We start from the raw sequence: 20,019 nt of genomic DNA on the forward strand, positions 1-20,019 counted from the left end.
CGAACTTGAATTTGATTCGGAGGCCGAAGCGGATGCGCTCAGCGAACTTGAATTTGATTCGGAAACCGAAGTTGATTCACTCAACGAATTTGAAACTGATTCAGAGGCCGAAGCGGACTCACTCAACGAACTTGAAACTGATTCTGAAATCGAGACTGATTCACTCAACGAATTTGAAACGGATTCGGAGGCCCAAGCGGATGAGCTCATCGAAATTGAAACTGATTCGGAGGCCGAAGCGGATGCGCTCAACGAATTTGAAACTGAATCGGATACCGAAGTTGATGCGCTCACTGAACTTGAAACTGATTCTGAAACCGAAGCGGATTCACTCAGTGAATTTGAAACTGATTCCGAAACCGAAGCGGATGCGCTCACTGAAATTGAAACTGATTCGGAAACCGAAGCGGATGCGCTAAGCGAATTTGAAACTGATTCTGAAACCGAAACGGATTCACTCAGTGAACTTGAAATTGATTCGGAGGCCGAAGCGGACTCACTCAACGAATTTGAAACTGATTCGGAAATCGAGGATGATTCGCTCAGCGAACTTGAAACTGAATCGGATACCGAAGTTGATTCACTCAACGAGCTTGAAACTGATTCGGAGGCCGAAGCGGAGTCACTCAGTGAATTTGAAACTGATTCAGATACCGAAGCGATTTCACTCATTGAATTTGAAACTGATTCGGAGGCCGAAGCGGATGCGCTCACTGAACTTGAAGTTGATTCGGAGGCCGAAGTGGACGCGCTCACTGAACTTGAAACTGATTCGGAGGATGAGGCGGACGCGCTCACTGAACTTGAAACTGACTCGGAGGCCGAAGCGGATTCACTCAGTGAACTTGAAATTGATTCAGAAGATGAGGCGGACGCGCTCAGCGAACTTGAATTTGATTCGGAAACCGAAGTTGATTCACTCAACGAATTTGAAACTGATTCAGATACCGAAGCGGATGCGCTCAGCGAACTTGAAGTTGATTCGGAAACCGAAACGGATGCGCTCAGTGAACTTGAAACCGATTCGGAAACCGAAGCGGATTCACTCATCGAACTTGAATTTGATTCGGAAACCGAAGTTGATTCACTCAACGAATTTGAAACTGATTCTGAAATCGACGTTGATTCACTCAGTGAACTTGAAATTGATTCGGAAACCGAAGCGGATGCGCTCACTGAAATTGAAACTGATTCGGAAACCGAAGCGGATTCACTCAGTGAACTTGAAATTGATTCAGAGGCCGAAGCGGATTCACTCAACGAGCTTGAAACGGATTCTGAGGCTGAAGCGGATGCGCTCAGCGAATTTGAAACTGATTCGGAAGCTGATGCGGATTCACTCAGTGAACTTGAAATTGATTCAGAGGCCGAAGCGGATTCACTCAGTGAACTTGAAATTGATTCGGAAACCGAGGCGGATGCGCTCATCGAACTTGAAACTGATTCTGAAATCGAGGATGATTCGCTCAACGAATTTGAAACGGATTCAGAGGCCGAAACGGATTCACTCACTGAACTTGAAACGGATTCTGAAATCGATGTTGATTCACTCAACGAGCTTGAAACTGATTCGGAGGCCGAAGCGGATTCACTCATCGAACTTGAAATTGATTCAGAGGCCGAAACGGATGCGCTCAGTGAACTTGAAACCGATTCGGAAACCGAAGCGGATTCACTCATCGAACTTGAAATTGACTCAGAGGATGAGGCGGACGCGCTCAACGAATTTGAAACTGATTCGGAGGCCGAAGCGGATTCACTCAACGAAATTGAAATTGATTCAGAGGATGAGGCGGACGCGCTCTGAGCATTGGAAACCGAAGTTGAAATGGATTTAGAGGTACTTGTTGAAGTAGAAATGAATTGCGAATTAGATAAAGACTCTGATATAGAGGTGGAGCGGACAACGGAAACACTAGCTGACTGTACTAATGACTGGCTGGCACTAGTTGACTCCTTAATACTGAGCGATCGCTGGATTGACTCTGATGTTGATTGAACATAACTATTTGATTCGTCAGCTACAAATGAAGCCTTATAGTTAACAAGCATTCCGCTTAAATTTGTAGCACCATTCATCTCTTTTAAAGTGGCATGAACTATATTTGAAGTTTGATGAATCGCTGCCTGAACGTAAATTGCAATGTTTGCTAGTGTTGATCCTGCCGATGTGGTAAATGTGTATATAATTGGTTGATCAGTTGCAACTTTTACAGTAGCTAAACTATAATTATTTCCATAATAACGTCCTGAGTAATCTACTGTACTAAGATTTGCCCCAAGGGTTTCTCCGTTAACTATGCTAGTATCCAATGAAAGTGGGATTCCATTTACTAAAATATTTTGAGGACTTCCTACTTCGGAAACTGTAGCTATGTAGAGTCCTGCATATGCAGTTCCATTAATTAAAGGTTCATAAGTAACCGTCCAATCAATGGTGTTAGTTGTTAAATTCAAGCGACCTTCAATTTTGTTAATCTGTTTATTTTTGTAATTAGCCTTAGAAGAAACATCACTCTCAGAAAAGACCAGTATAGTTCCATCCGAACTACTGCTTGCCACGCGAAGGTTTGTCGTTCCTCCTCCAGAAATTGGCTGGATTTTATTATAAGATTGAAGTAATTGTTGATACCTCATCCTTAGACGAATTGCTGACTGTGCACCTGATAAAGCAGCTTCGTCTAATCCAATCTGGGTTAAATCAGGTAATGTAGATATCGACTCCAAACTAGTTCGTGCAACAATCGCTTCTTGCAAGCTCGATATATATTTATTATAGGCAGAAGTTTGCTGTGTAGTTTCAATCGGTATATATCGATTAATGGCATCATCTAAAGAGGCTATCGCTTCATTATACTTGGAAAAATCAAGTGGAGCTGTTGCTTCTTCAACAATCACTTTATCATCTATTTGTAATATAGTTTCACTTGCACTCTCTGAGGTAAATGAGGTAAAAAATTCTCCAATAGAATCCGATTCTGATTCCGAATTACTCTCACTTTGCATTATATTTGAAATTACACTTTCTGAAACAATTCCTGTATCTATTTCACTGCTAGACTGTAATTCCGTCGTTATAGCACTCTTTTCATCATTTAATTCTGTCAATAATTCAGATTGAGATGAATTAACGGTCGAAACATCTGATTCATTAGTAACCCCCAAAGAAGATTCGGCACTATCTACAGCCTTATTCTCATCTGATAAACTACTAATTTCAGAATCTTCTGTAAGGCTATCCGAATCCCCTGCTCCAATTAAAGGAACTGTATCTATATTTGCTAAAGCAGTTGATCCAATTGTTTTCCCATCCACTTCCTCTGCCAAAACATGGATTTCGGGAACGCCCGCTCCACCTAGAATGGCTCCAGTAGCAAGTACACTTTGCAACAATAAGCTCTTTGAACGATATGCCTTTTGATCAGCGTTTACTTCAACATTCACATCATCTGATGACGATACTTTGATTAATCCGACCTTTGTTAAAATAGTACGTACCCAGTGCTTGCCAGATTTGTGTAGAGTAACAATAGATTTTCTACCTGACTCAACTAACTGTCTATGTTTTTTTATAAAATGCATGTGCCCTCATTCAGTATTTTTACAAGTTTTTCTCCCCATTATAGCAGATTATACTTAAGTTTTACAAATATATTACTTGTAAATGTATTTTGTTAATTATACAAAAATAAAGATTCTCAGTTTACTAGTTATACATATGTTTATATATTGATTTTTTATTCAAATAGTTGAGTGAAAAGTTCGATTATGCAATAAAAATACAAAAGAAGTAGGGATGAAAACTATACTCATCACTACTTCTTCGTGTTTTTAATTAATAATTTAAATATTTTACGACAATGATACAACTGGTCTATCTTAAAAAATCGCATCAAGAAGTGATGTGCTACCGCCACCACCGTCGCCACCTGTACCGACAATATGATTACCGATAACTTGAGCAAAGGTTTCAATATTCAAACTTTGTACATAGATTTCACCGTAACCTGAGAATGTATTGACAATCCCTTCACCTGTGCCAATTGATTGTAAGAAACCATTTTCCATATGAATGTTGTAATCTAGCTCTCGGCTCCAAGCAACGACATGCGCATTATCAATTGTAATACTACCACCTGTTAACTCAATTTTCTTAATTGAACCAAAGGCATTTGCTAAAAGAGTACCGTAACCCTCAGTGGTCATAACAAAGAGACCGCCCTGGCCACCAAAGAAAGCTTTACCTACACTTTGACGTTCCATCTTATACTGAGCAGAACCATCAAGAGCAAGAAATGCACCATCGTTTAGGCGATATTGTTGAGCTCCAAGTTCTAAGGCAATGACCTGTCCAGGAGTAGAAGGAGCCAAAGCTATTTTTCCGTCATTGCTATTTGAAACTGCTTGGGTTATAAACATGGATTCCCCTGATACCATGGAACGACCGATAGCTCCCATGAGTTTACCAAAACCAGAACCACTGCGCGCATTGAGTTTAGTATTCAATGTTACGCTTGGCGTGTGGTAAACCATACTTCCCTGCTGGATATAAGCTGACTCACCAGCCTCCAAAGCAATCTCTACTAAAGGAAATTGCATATTACTATCAATAGTGTATTTCATTCGATTGTCTGACATAGTTGCCTCCTATTTTTTACGAAAAGTTCCTGTTAACCACAAGATAGCTATAATAAACCAAAAACAAACAAAATCATTTTTAACTCCGGTTGTATTATTTTTATAACACAATTCTACAACTAAACAGGTGAAGTGTCAAGTATATTTACAAAAAAATAAAGGAATCCGAGCAACCAGATTCCCTCTGCATTATTTTACTTCTGTCATCACACCTGTATCCACGTTATATACAGCACCATTGATAACAACATCCTCTGGAATTAGTGGAGATTTGCGAAGCAATTCCATATCCTCACGAACGCTGTCTTCTACATCTGTAAATGGTAAGAAATCCTGTCCAGTTACATCTACACCTAATTCCTTATGAATATGGCGTGCGAAGTCTTCATTCGTAAAGGTCTGAGCTCCACAATCCGTATGATGTAGTACGACAATCTCACGCGTTCCCATTTGTTGCTGGGAAATGACTAAAGAACGAATCATGTCATCCGTCACTCGCCCACCAGCATTCCGCAGAATGTGCGCGTCCCCTAGTGCCAAACCAAGTGCCTGCGCTACGTGCAAACGTGAATCCATACAAGTTACAATGGCCACCCTAGTCTTGGGACGCAATGGTAAGTGATAATCTCCATGTAAATCAACATACGCTTTATTAGCTTGCATAAAATGTTCAAAATATGACATAATTCCTCCTATATCGATGAGAATTTCTAAAATTTTCAGACAATAACTGCTTCTAGCTTAACACATTCTTTTGTATTTGTCGCAAAAAAAGGAGCAACAAACTGTTTCTCCCGAATATTTTTATTAGTTAAACACATTTTGCAAGACTTCGCCAATTGTTGTCACACCGATAACGGTGATTTCCTTGGGTACCTTGATACCAGTCAGGGAATTTTTGGGGGCATAGACCTTGGTAAAGCCCAATTTAGCGGCTTCGTTAATACGTTGCTCAATCCGATTGACACGGCGGATTTCACCTGTCAGACCAATCTCACCAATAAAGCACTCTTGTGGGTTGGTTGGCTTATCCTTGTAACTGGAGGCAAGGGCGACTGCGACCGCCAGGTCAATAGCTGGCTCATCCAGTTTGACACCGCCTGCTGACTTGAGGTAGGCATCTTGGTTTTGGAGGAGCAGGCCTGCCCGTTTTTCCAAAACCGCCATAATCAAGCTGGCACGGTTGAAGTCCAAGCCTGTCGTGGTCCGCTTGGCATTGCCAAACATGGTCGGGGTCACCAGAGCCTGCACTTCGGCAAGGATAGGGCGGGTGCCCTCCATGGTCACGACAATAGCAGAGCCTGTCGCCCCGTCCAGACGCTCTTCCAGAAAGACCTCGCTAGGATTGAGGACTTCGACCAAACCCTGTGACTGCATTTCAAAAATGCCGATTTCGTTGGTGGAGCCAAAGCGGTTTTTGACCGCCCGCAAGATACGGAAGGTGTGTTGTCGCTCGCCCTCAAAATAGAGAACGGTGTCCACCATGTGCTCCAAGGTCCGCGGTCCAGCCAGGGTGCCTTCCTTGGTCATGTGGCCGACGATGAATGTTGCGATGTTATTAGTCTTGGCAATCTGCATGAGTTCATTGGTTACTTCACGGACCTGACTGACAGAACCTTGCACGCTGGAGATGTCAGGACTCATAATGGTCTGGATAGAGTCGATAATCAGGAAATCTGGTTTTATCTTCTCAATCTCGGTCCGAATGCTCTGCATATTGGTCTCCGCATAGAGATAGAACTCGCTATCGATGTCGCCCAGACGCTCCGCTCGCAACTTAATCTGCTGGGCAGATTCTTCCCCCGACACATAGAGGACCGTGCCAATGGTCGAAAGCTGGGTAGAAACCTGCAAGAGCAGGGTGGATTTCCCAATTCCTGGATCGCCTCCAATCAGGACCAGACTGCCTGGGACCACACCGCCACCGAGGACTCGGTTGAACTCCTCCATGTTGGTCTTGGTGCGGGCCACTTGAACGGAGGAAACTTCATTGAGTTTCATGGGACGGGTCTTCTCACCTGTCAGGCTGACCCGCTCGTTCTTGACTTCAGCGACTTCCACTTCCTCGACAAAGCTAGACCAGGAGCCACAGTTGGGGCAACGGCCCAGATACTTGGGTGAGTGATACTCGCAGGATTGACAGACAAAGGTTGTTTTTTTCTTAGCGATGATGATTTCCTCCTATAGAGTGTATTCTAGGATTTCGCAGTAGGCTATGGTTTCTTTGGGAACAAACTGACGTATCAGCATACCGTGACAGACGATAACAATTCGATCATAGGCTTTGTATTTTTCAAGGGCCTGTAAAAATCGCTCTTTCATCTCCGCAGCAGTCTCATAACGAACAGGAGAAGACTCAGGCACCGCTCCGCTATTTTCCAAAAATAATCGATGAGCTAAGATAGCCTCATCTTGACTGGCATTTTGTCCCAGTAGGTCTGGTCGCCACTCATGAAAAAAGGGCTCGACCAGAAGAGGTAGTTGCTGGGCATGAGCAATGTAAGTTGCAGTCTCCAAGGCCCGCGTGACGCTTGAAGCGATAACCACCTGAGCCTGAGCCAAAACAGAACTGCTGGCAACTTTCTGGGCCAAAGCCCTTCCCTTTTCAGTCAGGGGAGCCAGATCCCGTCCAAAACCTGCGTACAGCCGAGGGTTGTCATGCCGGTCAAACATACTGTAGTCAGGCTCGGAATGCCGCACAAAGAGAATCTGCATAGTAGTCTACTTCCCCGTCGAGCCAAATCCGCCCGTCCGAACGCCGTCGGCCTGATCACCGTCAGCCAAGAGGAAGGGGGCAAAAACAGCCTGTACGATTCGCTCGCCTGCTTCCACCACGACAGTTTCCTCTGTGATATTTCGCATCTGGGCAAAGATATGACCTTCATTAGCTGGATTGCCGTAGTAGTCGCCGTCAATAACCCCAACCGAGTTAATCAGGACCAGCCCCTTCTTGCGAGGGTTGGACGACCGGTCGTAGAGATAGAGGACCTCGTTGGCCTGCATATAGGCCTTGACACCCGTTGGCACCAGCTTAATCTCACCCGGCTCCAAGCTGACCCTCTCCGCAGCCTTTAGGTCGTAACCTGCTGCGTGTGCCGTTTCGCGTTTTGGCAATAAATTTTCATCAGTAAACTGGCTAACCAGTTCGAATCCACGGATTTTCATAATATTTTTTTATTTATCCTTTCAAACGGTAATTTTATAAGTTTATTTAAATTAGTTTCTATCGTGCGTAGGCTTATGGGATCGTCTCTATTTCGTTTATTAGGAGTTGGCAGGGAAAACAAACCAGTCAGAATATGGGGAGATGACTATTATCTCCAAAGGACTCTAATCCATGTTAGCTAACTGATAAGGTAATAAAACACTTTACATTTCCCACGCACGTGGTATAATATTAGTAAAGATAACTTGTGATGGATAAACGCTGGGTCCCAGAATGGGGTAGACTGAGAGGTTGAGCATTCCTATGTGCCTGGGGTTATCTTTTTTATTTTGATTTTTTCAGACTCTCAACAAAGTTTTGAGGGTCTTTTTCAATTTCTGCAATAATAAAATCTACAAATTGCTGTGAATAGGTATAATGTTCTGATTTACCAATTTTATGGCAATATGCATATTTTTCATCAGTTTTTATTGAATAGAAGTCGATAATCAATTTAAGAACATACTGATTAAAGCCAGCTTTGTAATTCAATTTGATATTTTTCTTGTTTAATCTATCATTTATAACAGAGATGACATTTCCATATGAATATTTATGTGTTTCTGAAGGGTCTTTCAAGTCCTTGATAATAGCGACTTGTGAAGGTGCTTGGTTTGCGATCGAAACGACAAAATCAGCTTCAGATTTTTTCTTTGTGATATAAAGATTTTGTTTTACACCAATCGCAAATTTATCTGAGTTATATTCAGCTACCAGAACATCTATATCATTAGCTTGTTGAATCAATTTTTCTGCAATTTCTGGTGGATATTTTAGTCTAATCTGTTCATTTGTGAGTGGTTCATAGCTTGCTGATATCGTTAGGAAGTTTTGTGCGATGACCTCCGTTATATCTCTGTTATGAAACCGCTGAAGTTCATTTACGTAGTTCAAGACACACGCTTGAAAGAGCGGGGCATATTTCAGTTCATAATCTTCGGTAATATAATGTGTACTGATATTTCTAAGTTCAACAATCCGTTCTAAGTTTAGTCTGATACGAGTGCTATCGTCGGAATAAATCTTTTTGATGACACTTTCGAGACTGAGAGTTCTATCCGGATTATCCTTAAAATAGATTGATTGATTTCTATTTAACATTTCTGCTTTTAACATCAATTCCCATGCGTTACAAATAAAGAAGCTAAAACCCTCAATTCGGTACTTAATGGTTGGTTTATTGTATATTTCAAGCCCCATAATAAACGCTTCAACACTTTTATCAACCAGTCTTTTACTTAAATTTTCCATATAGTTCCTTACATCATTTTCTTCTTTTTACTCATATTGTTCATTCGCACTTTTCGTCACAAATGCAAAAATGGTGGATAGGGGAAAGACATACTCGTCATCAAAGCGGGCTGCACGTAGCCACAAGTCTTGGTCAACCTTACGGAGATAGACACTGCGAGGGAAGGTGAATTCTTCTTCCAACTGAGGCGACAGGAGGCAAATGGCTCCGTCTGGTGATTTTCTCTGAGAAAGCTTAGTATCTTGACTGACTTCCTGCTCCAACAAGGTTAGGCGAAGATAAACTCCCAAATGAGCTGGTGGTAATTGATAACCCATCTCCACGACTCTCTCCTCTATCTGAGGAGCAGTCACTCCCCTTTCGAATCCCATGTCGGCTAGACTGACAATCTCTACTAAACACTTCTGTTTCTCCACCACTTCTTGATAAGTGGGGTGAGCTAGATAGGTCTTGAAATAATCATTCACTAAAATCCCCTTGTCGTCTAAGTAGGCAAGGATTTCTTCCTTTTTCAGGGGAAATAATTCAACTTGAAGGCTCTGTCTTTTCACAGGTCTATTATACACTAATTCGTAAAAGCCCGCGATATTTAGCAAAAAACACCTGACATACAGGTGTTACTACTATAAACTAGCTCAAGCAGTTCAAACCGCTTCCGAGCCAAAAATCTCCCAATACTCCTCGACTTCTTTCTCCAACTGTTCGACCATCTCTAGCAAATCTGCGGCTCGGAGAATGGCAAGTCCCTTATCTACCATCCCTCTATCCTGCTGAAAGATACCCATACGGACATTAGCCATGCCTACATAATCAATCCGCATACTTTCCTGAGCCATAGCATAAACTCTCTCCATTACTGAACTACAAAGTTGATACTCTTCATTTTTCAACAAAACAGTCGATAGGTTGTGAAGAAAAGCAAACTGACTAACCTGTACATCTCTGAAGTCCTTATACTTGTCCAAGGAAAGCAAAATTTTATCTACAAAGCCTTTCAAATGAGATACAGGAATGATGGGAAGTACCAACCCTAACTTACGAAAGTCAGCTAAATACCAAGTGTCTGACTTCTCCAATTCCTTCCAAAGGGCTTGCCCCAACTGTCTGGTCCGCTCCCCATCTCCCGTTTGATAAATGGATAAGATTAAACGTAATTGTTGCTCAATTCGTTGAACTCGTACATCTTCCTGCCTCTTCAAGTACTGCTCTACTTGGTACAAAAAATCTTGACAGTTTGATTCAGAAAAAAATTGTCCTCTCAAATTTTCAAAGCGATGGATGATAGACGAACGCTCCGAAGGCTGATAGGCATGGCAGATATAGTCGAACTCTGCGAAGGTCATATCCAACTGACGGAGGATATGGGAAAAGTGAGCAATGGTCGGATACTCTTTGTTGTTTTCAATTTTTGATAGGGTCGTCCGTGACAAGGCATCTCCACAAACATCTTGCTGGCTAAGCCCTTTGGACTTGCGAATTTCTTTTAAGACTGTCCCAAAATCCCATTTCATGCAAGACCTCCAAAAAATGTGAGAATTGTTTGCGTTTTCATCTTTTGCATTTATTCTATGATACCATAATAGTAAAGAAAAACAAACAAAATAATAGGAGGCACTCTTATGAAAAATTGGAAAAACTATCTCTTGCTTTTAACTTACTCAGCTATCCTACTAGCCCCTCAACTTTTAGGGGATGGGTGGAATCTAATTATACCAATTTTCAACAAATAAATAAGCTACCACCATCTCACCACTCTGGAAAGGAGGATAGACAAACGTTTGAGTAGTTGAGCTTACACCTATTCTCACATTCGTTGAAAGGAGCAATAACATATCTACTTTATAACCAACATTGTTGTTGGCAACCCATTCTTGCCTCTTATACGCTGATGCACAGCTAGTCTTCGGGAAAGAAGATTTGTCACTCATAGCCTATAGTATTATTATCGGTAATTTAATCTATCTAGTTCTCTATCAACTAGCTTCAAAGAAGGAGAAGAAAGATTAACTCTAAGCTGTACGATATCTATTGCTCATTCATAATTGTTATATAAAAGGAGTTTTTAAGATGAAGAAAATTCAAAAAATAGTAGTCTTTCCAGTAATATTACTCAGTCTAGGACTGCCTAGTGTTGCTTCAGCAGAAAACACAAGTACTTCAGATAATACAATAGAAACTAATGAGATTAGTTTTGAACACGCTTTGAATTTTTTGACCGAAGAAGACTTTGTAGATGCCTTGTCTTGGGTTGAACAAAATCATGCCTATGCTACATCAGAGGAACAAAATTCTCTCATGGAACAACAATTACTTCGTATCTACAACAGCAACCTGCAAGACGGTCTCTATCGAACTCGAAGTTATAACGGCCTCAATCTTACATCTGCTGAAAAAAAATTAGTTGCTTCTCATCCAATCGAAGCAGGGCATTATTACACATCTTCACAAATAGCTAAGAATCATACCTTGAAAAAATATGGTAGAAATGGCTATCAAGATAACTCAGATGCTTTTAGACACGCTGTCTGGAATGGCGCTTTAACACAACGAATCGGAGCCTCACGAGCCAAAGTATGGACCGATGCACATGAGCAGGGAGTTACAGATAAGCTAGACAAAGCCATGGACCTACACAACAACAAACTTGGGCGTGATATCGGGTCTAAATACGGAAAAAGTGGGCAAGCTACTAACGCTATGGTGGAAGAAATCTACCGTGCTATTAAGAGTGGACGTGGACGACGAATTCAGAGTAGAAAGTTGGTAGCCACTACATGAAAAAGATAGTATTACTTATTCTTGTCGGCGTGGGAGCAATATTACTTTTAATCTCACAGAATGTAAAAACAACTGTCGCTATTCCTGAATCCGATAAAATTGTCATTTATAAAAAACAGCATTTGATAAAAACAGTTCAAGATACCGACTTGATATCTTTCCATTCTCTGTTAACCAAAACCAAGCCCTATCTATTCACCAACGAAGGGGTTCATGATAATCCTTTAGTGTCCTCCTATTATACATTAAAATTATTTAACAAGGATGAAGAAGTTGGAACTCTGTATCTCTATAGCGACAATAATAATACCATTTTAGAGAAACCTTACGAATATACCGTCAAATTGCAGGCCCCTCTTGAGAATTTGATTGAGTTGAATTAGAGTTGTTATTACTACGGTATCGAATCTGCCGAGGTTATCATATTCAAAGATGCCATTTCCAACGGCTAAACAAAGAAAAGGTCTAAAGCTAGCTCACCTGGTTTCAGACCTTTTTCTTTATTCAAACACAAACTGGTTGTGGTAGAGTTCGGCGTAGAAGCCGCCCTTTTTGAGGAGCTGGCTGTGGTTGCCTTGCTCGATCACTTTTCCATCCTTTAGGACGATGTTCAACCATCAAATATGACTTTATTTCTCCGGTATGACCCAAAACAAATAGTAAGTGATGAAGATTGTTAATAGTCCCAGTCCCATTTTGACCAATAAAATAGGAGCCAGCCAGATAGAAATTGCCATGAGTAAGTAAATTTGCCAGATGATTTGCTTTTTTCGTTTGCGGGAAATGGATTTGGTCTCAACGTAATCAGCTACGTAAAATTGATAAATTTTTGTATTGCGTAGCCATTTTTCAAACCTTTTTGAACTTCTCGCAAAGCAAAATCCTGCCAAAAGTAAAAAAGGGGTTGTCGGAACTATCGGCAAAACAATCCCAATGACACCAACCATCAAACTAACAAAACCAAATACTAGATAGAATATTCTCTGCATACTAATATTATACCAAAAGAACTCGTGAATTTTTGAACAATTTTATCACATTTTTAGAAAACGCTTGTATTTTATTGGATAAACGGGTACGATAAAGGTCCCAAATTTAGGAAAGAGAGAAGACGCTATGAAACTTCTAGGACTGGTCGGAACAAACTCCGCTCGCTCAACCAACCGCAAACTCTTGCAGTACATTGAACAACACTTCGCTGATAAGGCAGATATCGAACTGGTTGAAATCAAGGAACTCCCAATCTTCAATAAACCAGCCAATCGAGAATTACCAGAAATTGTCAAAGAATTGGTCGCAAAAATTGAGGCTGCTGACGGAGTCATCATCGGAACTCCCGAATATGACCACTCTATTCCAGCTGTCCTTATGAATGCCCTTGCTTGGGTATCATACGGTGTCTATCCACTATTAAACAAACCAGTTATGATTACTGGTGCTTCTTATGGAACACTTGGTTCCTCTCGTGCCCAACTACAGCTACGTCAAATTCTCAACGCTCCTGAACTCAAGGCCACTGTCTTGCCAGATGAATTTTTATTGTCACATTCCTTGCAAGCCTTTGATGCCAATGGGGAGCTCATTGATTTAGAAACGAGTCAAAAACTGGATGCCATCTTTGATGACTTCCGTCTCTTTGTCAAGATGACAAGTAAACTGTCTAGCGCTAAAGAGTTACTTCAAAAAGAAGCTGAAAACTTTGACTGGGAAAACTTGTAAGAGAGGAGAACAACCATGAAATTTGTCGGAATCGTCGGGTCTAATGCAGACCAATCTTATAACCGTATGCTATTGCAATTTATTCAACGCCACTTTAAAGTAAAATTTGAATTAGAGCTTTTGGAAATCAAAGATATCCCAATGTTCAATCAGGACGAAGACCAGTCTAATAGTTTTGCGATTCAATACCTTTACAACAAAATCACACGTGCTGATGGTGTCATCATTGCTACACCTGAGCACAACCACACCATCACACCTGCTCTTAAGAGTACTCTAGAGTGGCTAAGTTTCAATTTACATCCATTTGAAAATAAACCAGTTATGATTATCGGGGCTTCTTACTACGACCAAGGAACGTCTCGTGCTCAAGTCCACTTGAGAAAAATTTTGGACGCTCCAGGTGTCAATGCCTACACGTTACCAGGTAATGAATTCCTCCTTGGTAAAGCGAAAGAAGCTTTTGATGATAAAGGGAACATTATCAATGAAGGGACTGTGAAATTCTTGGAAAGCTGTCTAGACAACTTTATCAAGTATGTCGGCGTTGTATCAAAATTGAAACAACCCAAGCCAATTGCACCCGAAGATTTAGACTGTACTCATCCAATCGCAACGACCATCACAGGTGTGGATCCCGATGACCCAGATTGGCTGACTAAAGCCTCTAAGCTTGTCAATGCTGTTGAGGGGGACACTTACGTGAAACTAGATAACGGTCTTTTGACAGTTAATCAACTCAATATGTTCCTCAACGCCATGCCATTTGAGTTGACCTATGCAGATGATAACAATCAGTTCCTCTATTACAACAATAGCCACCAAGAGCCTGATACTATGTTAGGTAAGCGGGTCCCAGAGCAAGTAGGTAACCGCTTATCAACCGTTCACGGCACTTTACCACCTGCTCGTATGAAAAATGTCGAATGGGTTGTTGGAACCTTACGTAATGGTAACCAAGAGTACGTTCGAACAATCGTCCCAGGCACACCACCTGAAATTATCAATACTCATAACTACCAAGCTATGTACTATCCTGACGGGTCCTACGCTGGCATCAATGAAATTATCTTTAATTTTAAGCCATGGTTAGATTGGTATCTTGAAACCACTGGACAACGCTTGGTTGGGGGTGCAGGAAACACCGCATCTCCTGCCCATGTTGATGCAACCTCTGGCGCTTCAGATACAGGTAGTACCCATACAGCTTCCACACCGACAGATGCCAATTCTGGTGCATCTGCTCACTAACAAATAAAAACTAGTGGGAAGGGGCTCCCTTTCCACTATATTTTTCAATAAATTTTTGATGATTATGTCACAAGGAGGCCCCATGTCCCCATTTCAAGAAAAAATTTCGGTTGCAGTTTCGAAAAAAGAATCCCTTTTTGATGAAAGTCTAAGCCGTTACGCCTTACGCTCCATGTATGCCGGAGCTTATTTGACCATGTCAACAGCTGTTGGTATTATTGGAGCTGATGTCATCTCCAGTCAATTCCCAAGTCTATCGCGTTTTGTTTTTACCTTTATCTTTGCTATCGGACTGATTTTTGTTCTTATTTTTGGTGGCGAATTGGCTACATCTAATATGATGTATCTAACGACTGGTGCCTATTATAAGCAAATTACTTGGAAAAAAGTAACGCTGATGTTACTTTACTGCACCTTCTTCAACTTTGTAGGTGCTACCATTCTGGCTTGGCTTTTCAATCAGTCCTTCTCCTACCTTAACTTATCTGACGAAAGTTTTGTTGTCAACGCTGTCACCATCAAACTAGGAAAATCCGACTGGAGTAACTTCTTTGAGGGAATTACTGCCAATATGTTTGTGAATATGGCTATCCTTGGGTATATGCTACTCAAGGAACAATCCGCCAAATTCTTTGTTATTGTATCTGCTATTTTTATGTTTGTTTTCCTTATCAACGAACACTTAGTTGCTAATTTCGCATCATTCATGCTCTTAGCCTTCAACGCTGCTCGTACAAATGTAGATACCTTTACCATCGTGAATATTCTTCGTCAGTGGATTGTTGTTTTCTTTGGAAATTGGCTTGGAGCCGGACTCTTTATTGGAATTGCTTATGCTTGGCTCAATCAAACCAAAACCAACCATCTTGAACAGTAATGATACTACAAAAACAGCCAAGATAAACCACATCCTAAAAGTTTAAGGATTGTGGCCTGCTTATCTTGGCTGTTATTTTTTACTATTCAAACACAAACTGGTTGTGGTAGAGTTCAGCATAGAAGCCATTGAGTTTGAGTAACTCACTATGGTTTCCTTGTTCAATGACCTGACCATCTTTTAATACAATGATTTCATCCGCATTAAGAATGGTTTTAAGGCGATGGGCAATGACGAAGCTGGTCCGTCCTGCGATAATGGCCTCCATAGCTTTTTGAATTTTAGCTTCAGTCACGGTATCAACGTTAGACGTTGCTTCATCCAGAATCAGTACTTGTGGATCTGTCAACAATGTACGGGCAATGGAAATCAACTGTTTCTGACCTGTTGAAAATACATTTTCATCATCAGTTACATAAGTGTCATACCCTTCTGGCAAACTCATAATGAAATCATGAATATGAGTAGCACGCGCTGCAGTTTCAACCATTTCCTGTGAAATATCATCGCTTCCAAATCGAATATTATCTGCAATGGTTCCCGAAAAGAGCACCGATTCCTGCAGAACAATACCGACTTTATTTCGTAAACTATCCAAATCATATTCACGAATATCACGACCGTCAAACTCTACACTACCACTATTTACATCATAAAAACGGTTAATGAGGTTCATGATTGTTGTCTTACCTGATCCAGTTGGACCAACGACTGCTACCATTTTTCCTTTAGGAGCTGTGATTGAGACATTATTAAGAACTTTTTGACCAGGCAAATATCCAAAGTCAATATTCTTAATAGCAACACCTTCCTTCAATTCAGTAAACAACGGTGCATTTTGAGGGCGAACTTCTTCAGGCTCATCAAACATTTCTTGGACCCTGTGAGCACCAGTGAAGGCCAGCTGAAGCTCAGCCCAACTTGAAGCAATCTGCATCATTGGCTGGTAATACTGTTGAGAATATTGTACAAAGGTAACAACCAAACCTAATGCCGCAGCCGCTTCTAATGAACTATCATTGAGGACAATCGTAGAACCAACAAAAATAACAATCGCTGTATTTACCAAGCTCATCCCGTTCATAAATGGGAAGAGAATACCTCCGAATAATCTACCTTTAAAGGTTGTGCGACGAACTTCTTCATTGAGTTCTAAAAAGCCATCAATTGTTTCTTGTTGCACACCTTGGACAATAATCGCTTTTTGACCAGAAATTTTTTCATCCATGTAGGCATTTAATTTCGAAACTGCTGCTTGCTGAAGATTAGTGTATTTCCGTGCAAGACGAACAATGACTACCAAAGCAAATAAAGCAACAGGTGTCGAAGCTACAGTCACTAAAGCCAAACGAACATCTTGACGGAACATCATAATAATCAAACCAATATATAAGGCAACGTTGGTCATCACTTGTGTCAATGATTGGTTGAAAGTGTTTTGAATATTATCCAAATCAGATGTGAAGCGTGAAAGAATATCTCCATCTTTATGTCGATCAAAGAAAGCAATCGTCAATCGTTCTAACTTGCCGAAAAGCCCTTTTCGCATACGACTTGTTGAATTCGCAATAATGCGAGTAAACAGCAAGCTATAAATTAAGTTCGCAACAACTGTCATCGCATAGGCAAGAAAGAGTTTGAACATGATGCTATTAAAATCTGAAAAATCTGCTTCAAATCCTGATTGTCCCATCTGCTTAGCAACAGCATAGCTTTGACCAATTTTTCCCATTTCTGCAATTGCATCACCAAGCAAAACTGGACTTTTAACTTGCAAATAGGTTGCTACAACAATAGCTAGAAAAATAAAGACAAAGGATACTTTATAACGTTTAAAATAAAACCAGAAAAATCTAAGTGTTTTCATAACATGATACTAAGATCGTCCAGAATGCGACCGAAAAATAGGAAACCAACGCCACATTCCGAAACGCTAGGCGGTTTATCTTTTTTCGAAGCTTTCCGAGCGAGTTCAAATGCAATCGTACTATATAGACTGCACTTGCTTAGTTTTCCTCCTTCCCTTTCTGTGTTTCATAGATTTCGCGATAAACAGCATTATTTTCCACCAGTTCAGCATGGGTTCCTTCCCCAATCAGACGACCTTCGTCGAGTACTAGGATTTTATCTGCCTTAATGACTGATGAAATTTTCTGTGCAACAATAACCGTTGTGGTCGCTTTTAATTCATGGTTCAAAGCTTCCTGGACCAACTTCTCAGATTTCGCATCCAAAGCTGAAGTTGAATCGTCTAAAACAAGTACTTTTGGCTCCCCTATTACACCACGTGCAATCGAAATCCGTTGCTTTTGACCACCAGAAAAGTTGTTTCCACGTTCCTCGACTTCACTTTCATAGGATTCATCTAAGCGATCGATAAATTCTTTCGCTTGTGCAATTCCCGCTGCACGTTCCAATCGAAGAATATCCGCTCCCGGAGCCCCTTGGCGCAAATTGTCCGCAATCGTTCCTGAGAAAAGAATTGCTTTTTGAAGTACAATCGAAACGGTATTGCGAAGGGTATTTTTACTCACCTCTTTCACATCGCGACCACCAATAGAGACACTACCCTCTTGTGGGTCGAAGAGTCGAGGTATCAACTGTGCCAAGGTTGATTTACCGGCACCTGTTGCACCAACAACCCCAACCATTTGTCCTGATTCAATCTCAAATGAAATATTTTTCAAGGTTGGCTCTGTATCGTGTGGATAGGTGAATGTCACATTATCAAAAACAATCTTCCCATTTAATTCTTCATCTGGCACATCTGCAAAAGTCATAGCAGGTTCAGTATTTAATACTTCTGTAATTCGTTTAATTGAAATGGCAGCACGAGATGCCTGCATTCCCATAAAGCTCGTCATAATGATTGCAAACATGATTTGCATCAGGTAACTCATGAACGAAGTAAAGCCTCCTACAGCTTCCAAGTTTGTATCTACCATACCAGAAACGAGGTAGAGAGAAGCAAAGATAGCCATATAGGAAATAAACATCATCAATGGTTGCAGAATTGAAAAACCATACCCGATAAAAATATTTAAATCAAGCAACTCATTTGAAACTTCCTTGAATTTATCGTATTGATTTTTTTCTTGGACAAATGATTTCACCACTCGAATACCACGTAAATTTTCCTTGGCAATACTATTCATGCGATCCATCAATGTTTGGAATTTCCCAAAACGAGGGCCCATTTGTCCCATCACAATGGCCATAATGGCTACGATCAAAATCACCATGACAATAATCATCCACCAAAGTTCTGGCAGGGTTCTTACCGCCATAATAAAAGCACCAATAAATAGCAAGGGTACTCGCATTAATATTGTGAATAGCATCATGGTCAAATTTTGAATTTGCGTGACGTCATTGGTCATGCGGACAACTAAATTTCCAGCATTAAATTCTTCAATATTTGCATATGAAAAACTTTGAATCTTCCTGAATGTATTTTCACGAATATCCGCAGAAACTCCTTGAGCAATTTTCGCAGCATTGATAGTATTAGCAAGTCCTGCAAGTAAGCCAATTCCAGCAATCACTAAAAGAATTTTCCCAACCCGAAAAATCTCATCTTGATCATTTAACAAAACTGCCGTCAAGACATCTTTGAGATAACTTGGTTGCAAAAGTGTTGTAATAACAACAATGGATGTTAGCACAACCGACGTCAATGCGTGCCACTTGTAGCGTAGAATTGCATTTTTAAACATCATTATTCTCCTTATACTGATTAATATTCTCCTTCAACTGATGAATCAGCCGAATCATTGATTGGAAATCTTCCCGAGGGATTCCCCTAAAAATTGATTCCGACATTTCTTGGTGCCAGTCCCTTAATGGTTGCAACTTCTCTTGACCCAATGGCGTTAAAACAACTTGCTTATATCGCTTATCTACCACAGATGGAATGATTTGAACAAAGCCATTTTTTTCCATACGCTTAACCAAGTTACTGGCGACAGACTTAGATATTTTCAGTTCAGTTTCAATATCCTTTACAAAAATTTCCTTATCCATATTATCACCTAAAAAGTGTAAGACATGACCCTGCGGACCAGCCAAATGCTCGACACCATAGTGTTTTGCAATCTTATCACTCAAGTATTCTAACTGATGAAAAACATGTCGTAAGTCTGCCATATGTGACATCAAGAACCCTCCTTTTTTGTTAGCACGCTGATTATTATAGTTCCTAAGAGAACTAATGTCAAGTCTACTGCTCTCTTTTTTTCATTAATTTGAAAAAATGATCCCATAGAGCTGAAAAACAGCAAAAAATAAGATTTAATTTTA

At 40.7% G+C, this 20,019-nt stretch carries 19 protein-coding genes and 1 pseudogene; 8 read left to right on the plus strand and 12 right to left on the minus strand.

Going from position 1 to position 20,019, the window contains the following annotated elements; all coding sequences use genetic code 11:
* The 3 genes and pseudogenes from K6V43_RS08435 to K6V43_RS08445 all read left to right on the plus strand — a co-directional run.
* A pseudogene (locus K6V43_RS08435) lies at positions 1 to 1,807 on the plus strand (hypothetical protein); the annotation flags it as partial.
* A gap of 51 nt (positions 1,808 to 1,858) precedes the next feature.
* Positions 1,859 to 1,999, plus strand: a complete 141-nt coding sequence (locus K6V43_RS08440; RefSeq protein WP_172006985.1) for a hypothetical protein — start codon at positions 1,859 to 1,861, stop codon at positions 1,997 to 1,999.
* A gap of 822 nt (positions 2,000 to 2,821) precedes the next feature.
* Positions 2,822 to 3,121, plus strand: coding sequence for a hypothetical protein (locus tag K6V43_RS08445; RefSeq protein WP_172006984.1), 300 nt, complete (start codon positions 2,822 to 2,824; stop codon positions 3,119 to 3,121).
* A 758-nt stretch (positions 3,122 to 3,879) separates the two neighbouring features.
* Here K6V43_RS08445 and K6V43_RS08450 read toward each other — a convergent pair.
* The 8 genes from K6V43_RS08450 to K6V43_RS08485 all read right to left on the minus strand — a co-directional run bounded on the left by K6V43_RS08450 (position 3,880) and on the right by K6V43_RS08485 (position 10,606).
* Positions 3,880 to 4,638, minus strand: coding sequence for a TIGR00266 family protein (locus tag K6V43_RS08450; RefSeq protein WP_024404945.1), 759 nt, complete (start codon positions 4,636 to 4,638; stop codon positions 3,880 to 3,882).
* 189 nt (positions 4,639 to 4,827) lie between these two features.
* Complete coding sequence (locus K6V43_RS08455) at positions 4,828 to 5,322, minus strand: beta-class carbonic anhydrase (RefSeq protein ID WP_024391588.1); 495 nt, start codon at positions 5,320 to 5,322, stop codon at positions 4,828 to 4,830.
* A 123-nt stretch (positions 5,323 to 5,445) separates the two neighbouring features.
* On the minus strand, positions 5,446 to 6,813 hold the full coding sequence (gene radA, locus K6V43_RS08460) for a DNA repair protein RadA (protein ID WP_222382636.1): 1,368 nt from the start codon (positions 6,811 to 6,813) through the stop codon (positions 5,446 to 5,448).
* A 6-nt stretch (positions 6,814 to 6,819) separates the two neighbouring features.
* The gene (locus K6V43_RS08465; RefSeq protein ID WP_222382622.1) at positions 6,820 to 7,353 is read right to left on the minus strand and encodes a histidine phosphatase family protein; all 534 of its coding nucleotides are present in this window, start codon (positions 7,351 to 7,353) and stop codon (positions 6,820 to 6,822) included.
* Between the two features lie 6 nt (positions 7,354 to 7,359).
* Positions 7,360 to 7,803, minus strand: a complete 444-nt coding sequence (locus K6V43_RS08470) for a dUTP diphosphatase (RefSeq protein ID WP_024388517.1) — start codon at positions 7,801 to 7,803, stop codon at positions 7,360 to 7,362.
* A gap of 325 nt (positions 7,804 to 8,128) precedes the next feature.
* Entirely contained in the window at positions 8,129 to 9,094 is a 966-nt protein-coding gene (locus K6V43_RS08475; RefSeq protein WP_222382624.1) for a DUF3644 domain-containing protein, read from the minus strand.
* A 27-nt stretch (positions 9,095 to 9,121) separates the two neighbouring features.
* Entirely contained in the window at positions 9,122 to 9,646 is a 525-nt protein-coding gene (locus K6V43_RS08480; RefSeq protein ID WP_153309310.1) for a hypothetical protein, read from the minus strand.
* A gap of 93 nt (positions 9,647 to 9,739) precedes the next feature.
* Positions 9,740 to 10,606, minus strand: coding sequence for a helix-turn-helix domain-containing protein (locus tag K6V43_RS08485; RefSeq protein ID WP_024404942.1), 867 nt, complete (start codon positions 10,604 to 10,606; stop codon positions 9,740 to 9,742).
* A 556-nt stretch (positions 10,607 to 11,162) separates the two neighbouring features.
* Here K6V43_RS08485 and K6V43_RS08490 point away from each other — a divergent pair.
* Together K6V43_RS08490 and K6V43_RS08495 are read left to right on the plus strand one after the other, a co-directional pair.
* Positions 11,163 to 11,873, plus strand: coding sequence for a DUF6973 domain-containing protein (locus tag K6V43_RS08490; protein WP_024404941.1), 711 nt, complete (start codon positions 11,163 to 11,165; stop codon positions 11,871 to 11,873).
* Positions 11,870 to 12,256, plus strand: a complete 387-nt coding sequence (locus K6V43_RS08495) for a DUF5301 domain-containing protein (protein WP_024404940.1) — start codon at positions 11,870 to 11,872, stop codon at positions 12,254 to 12,256. Before K6V43_RS08490 ends, K6V43_RS08495 begins: the two co-directional genes overlap by 4 nt.
* A gap of 246 nt (positions 12,257 to 12,502) precedes the next feature.
* Here K6V43_RS08495 and K6V43_RS08500 read toward each other — a convergent pair whose 3' ends face one another.
* The gene (locus K6V43_RS08500) at positions 12,503 to 12,862 is read right to left on the minus strand and encodes a YbaN family protein (RefSeq protein ID WP_024388516.1); all 360 of its coding nucleotides are present in this window, start codon (positions 12,860 to 12,862) and stop codon (positions 12,503 to 12,505) included.
* Positions 12,863 to 12,989: 127 nt separating this feature from the next.
* On the opposite strand from K6V43_RS08500, the gene K6V43_RS08505 reads away from it, so the two are divergent.
* The 3 genes from K6V43_RS08505 to K6V43_RS08515 all read left to right on the plus strand — a co-directional run bounded on the left by K6V43_RS08505 (position 12,990) and on the right by K6V43_RS08515 (position 15,720).
* Positions 12,990 to 13,592, plus strand: coding sequence for an NADPH-dependent FMN reductase (locus K6V43_RS08505; protein WP_222382625.1), 603 nt, complete (start codon positions 12,990 to 12,992; stop codon positions 13,590 to 13,592).
* A 15-nt stretch (positions 13,593 to 13,607) separates the two neighbouring features.
* Entirely contained in the window at positions 13,608 to 14,843 is a 1,236-nt protein-coding gene (locus tag K6V43_RS08510; RefSeq protein WP_222382627.1) for an NAD(P)H-dependent oxidoreductase, read from the plus strand.
* Between the two features lie 82 nt (positions 14,844 to 14,925).
* On the plus strand, positions 14,926 to 15,720 hold the full coding sequence (locus K6V43_RS08515; RefSeq protein ID WP_099808912.1) for a formate/nitrite transporter family protein: 795 nt from the start codon (positions 14,926 to 14,928) through the stop codon (positions 15,718 to 15,720).
* An 82-nt stretch (positions 15,721 to 15,802) separates the two neighbouring features.
* Here K6V43_RS08515 and K6V43_RS08520 read toward each other — a convergent pair whose 3' ends face one another.
* The 3 genes from K6V43_RS08520 to K6V43_RS08530 form a co-directional block, all read right to left on the minus strand.
* On the minus strand, positions 15,803 to 17,587 hold the full coding sequence (locus K6V43_RS08520; RefSeq protein WP_222382629.1) for an ABC transporter ATP-binding protein: 1,785 nt from the start codon (positions 17,585 to 17,587) through the stop codon (positions 15,803 to 15,805).
* A 139-nt stretch (positions 17,588 to 17,726) separates the two neighbouring features.
* Positions 17,727 to 19,436, minus strand: coding sequence for an ABC transporter ATP-binding protein (locus K6V43_RS08525; protein WP_222382637.1), 1,710 nt, complete (start codon positions 19,434 to 19,436; stop codon positions 17,727 to 17,729).
* Positions 19,429 to 19,875 carry a MarR family winged helix-turn-helix transcriptional regulator gene (locus K6V43_RS08530; protein WP_024404095.1) on the minus strand — a complete coding sequence of 149 codons (447 nt, stop codon included), beginning with the start codon at positions 19,873 to 19,875 and terminating at the stop codon, positions 19,429 to 19,431. The genes K6V43_RS08525 and K6V43_RS08530 overlap by 8 nt, the downstream gene beginning before the upstream one ends.
* Positions 19,876 to 20,019 lie beyond the last annotated feature (144 nt).

Source organism: Streptococcus suis (genome assembly GCF_019794615.1).
GTDB lineage: Bacteria > Bacillota > Bacilli > Lactobacillales > Streptococcaceae > Streptococcus > Streptococcus suis_AI.

Bases quoted from the DNA above. Each gene is read 5' to 3' on its own strand.
- K6V43_RS08440 (WP_172006985.1), top strand. From the start codon at position 1,859: ATGAATTGCGAATTAGATAAAGACTCTGATATAGAGGTGGAGCGGACA.
- K6V43_RS08445 (WP_172006984.1), top strand. From the start codon at position 2,822: ATGGCATCATCTAAAGAGGCTATCGCTTCATTATACTTGGAAAAATCA.
- K6V43_RS08450 (WP_024404945.1), bottom strand. From the start codon at position 4,638: ATGTCAGACAATCGAATGAAATACACTATTGATAGTAATATGCAATTT.
- K6V43_RS08455 (WP_024391588.1), bottom strand. From the start codon at position 5,322: ATGTCATATTTTGAACATTTTATGCAAGCTAATAAAGCGTATGTTGAT.
- K6V43_RS08465 (WP_222382622.1), bottom strand. From the start codon at position 7,353: ATGCAGATTCTCTTTGTGCGGCATTCCGAGCCTGACTACAGTATGTTT.
- K6V43_RS08470 (WP_024388517.1), bottom strand. From the start codon at position 7,803: ATGAAAATCCGTGGATTCGAACTGGTTAGCCAGTTTACTGATGAAAAT.
- K6V43_RS08475 (WP_222382624.1), bottom strand. From the start codon at position 9,094: ATGGAAAATTTAAGTAAAAGACTGGTTGATAAAAGTGTTGAAGCGTTT.
- K6V43_RS08485 (WP_024404942.1), bottom strand. From the start codon at position 10,606: ATGAAATGGGATTTTGGGACAGTCTTAAAAGAAATTCGCAAGTCCAAA.
- K6V43_RS08490 (WP_024404941.1), top strand. From the start codon at position 11,163: ATGAAGAAAATTCAAAAAATAGTAGTCTTTCCAGTAATATTACTCAGT.
- K6V43_RS08495 (WP_024404940.1), top strand. From the start codon at position 11,870: ATGAAAAAGATAGTATTACTTATTCTTGTCGGCGTGGGAGCAATATTA.
- K6V43_RS08500 (WP_024388516.1), bottom strand. From the start codon at position 12,862: ATGCAGAGAATATTCTATCTAGTATTTGGTTTTGTTAGTTTGATGGTT.
- K6V43_RS08505 (WP_222382625.1), top strand. From the start codon at position 12,990: ATGAAACTTCTAGGACTGGTCGGAACAAACTCCGCTCGCTCAACCAAC.
- K6V43_RS08510 (WP_222382627.1), top strand. From the start codon at position 13,608: ATGAAATTTGTCGGAATCGTCGGGTCTAATGCAGACCAATCTTATAAC.
- K6V43_RS08515 (WP_099808912.1), top strand. From the start codon at position 14,926: ATGTCCCCATTTCAAGAAAAAATTTCGGTTGCAGTTTCGAAAAAAGAA.
- K6V43_RS08520 (WP_222382629.1), bottom strand. From the start codon at position 17,587: ATGAAAACACTTAGATTTTTCTGGTTTTATTTTAAACGTTATAAAGTA.
- K6V43_RS08525 (WP_222382637.1), bottom strand. From the start codon at position 19,436: ATGTTTAAAAATGCAATTCTACGCTACAAGTGGCACGCATTGACGTCG.
- K6V43_RS08530 (WP_024404095.1), bottom strand. From the start codon at position 19,875: ATGTCACATATGGCAGACTTACGACATGTTTTTCATCAGTTAGAATAC.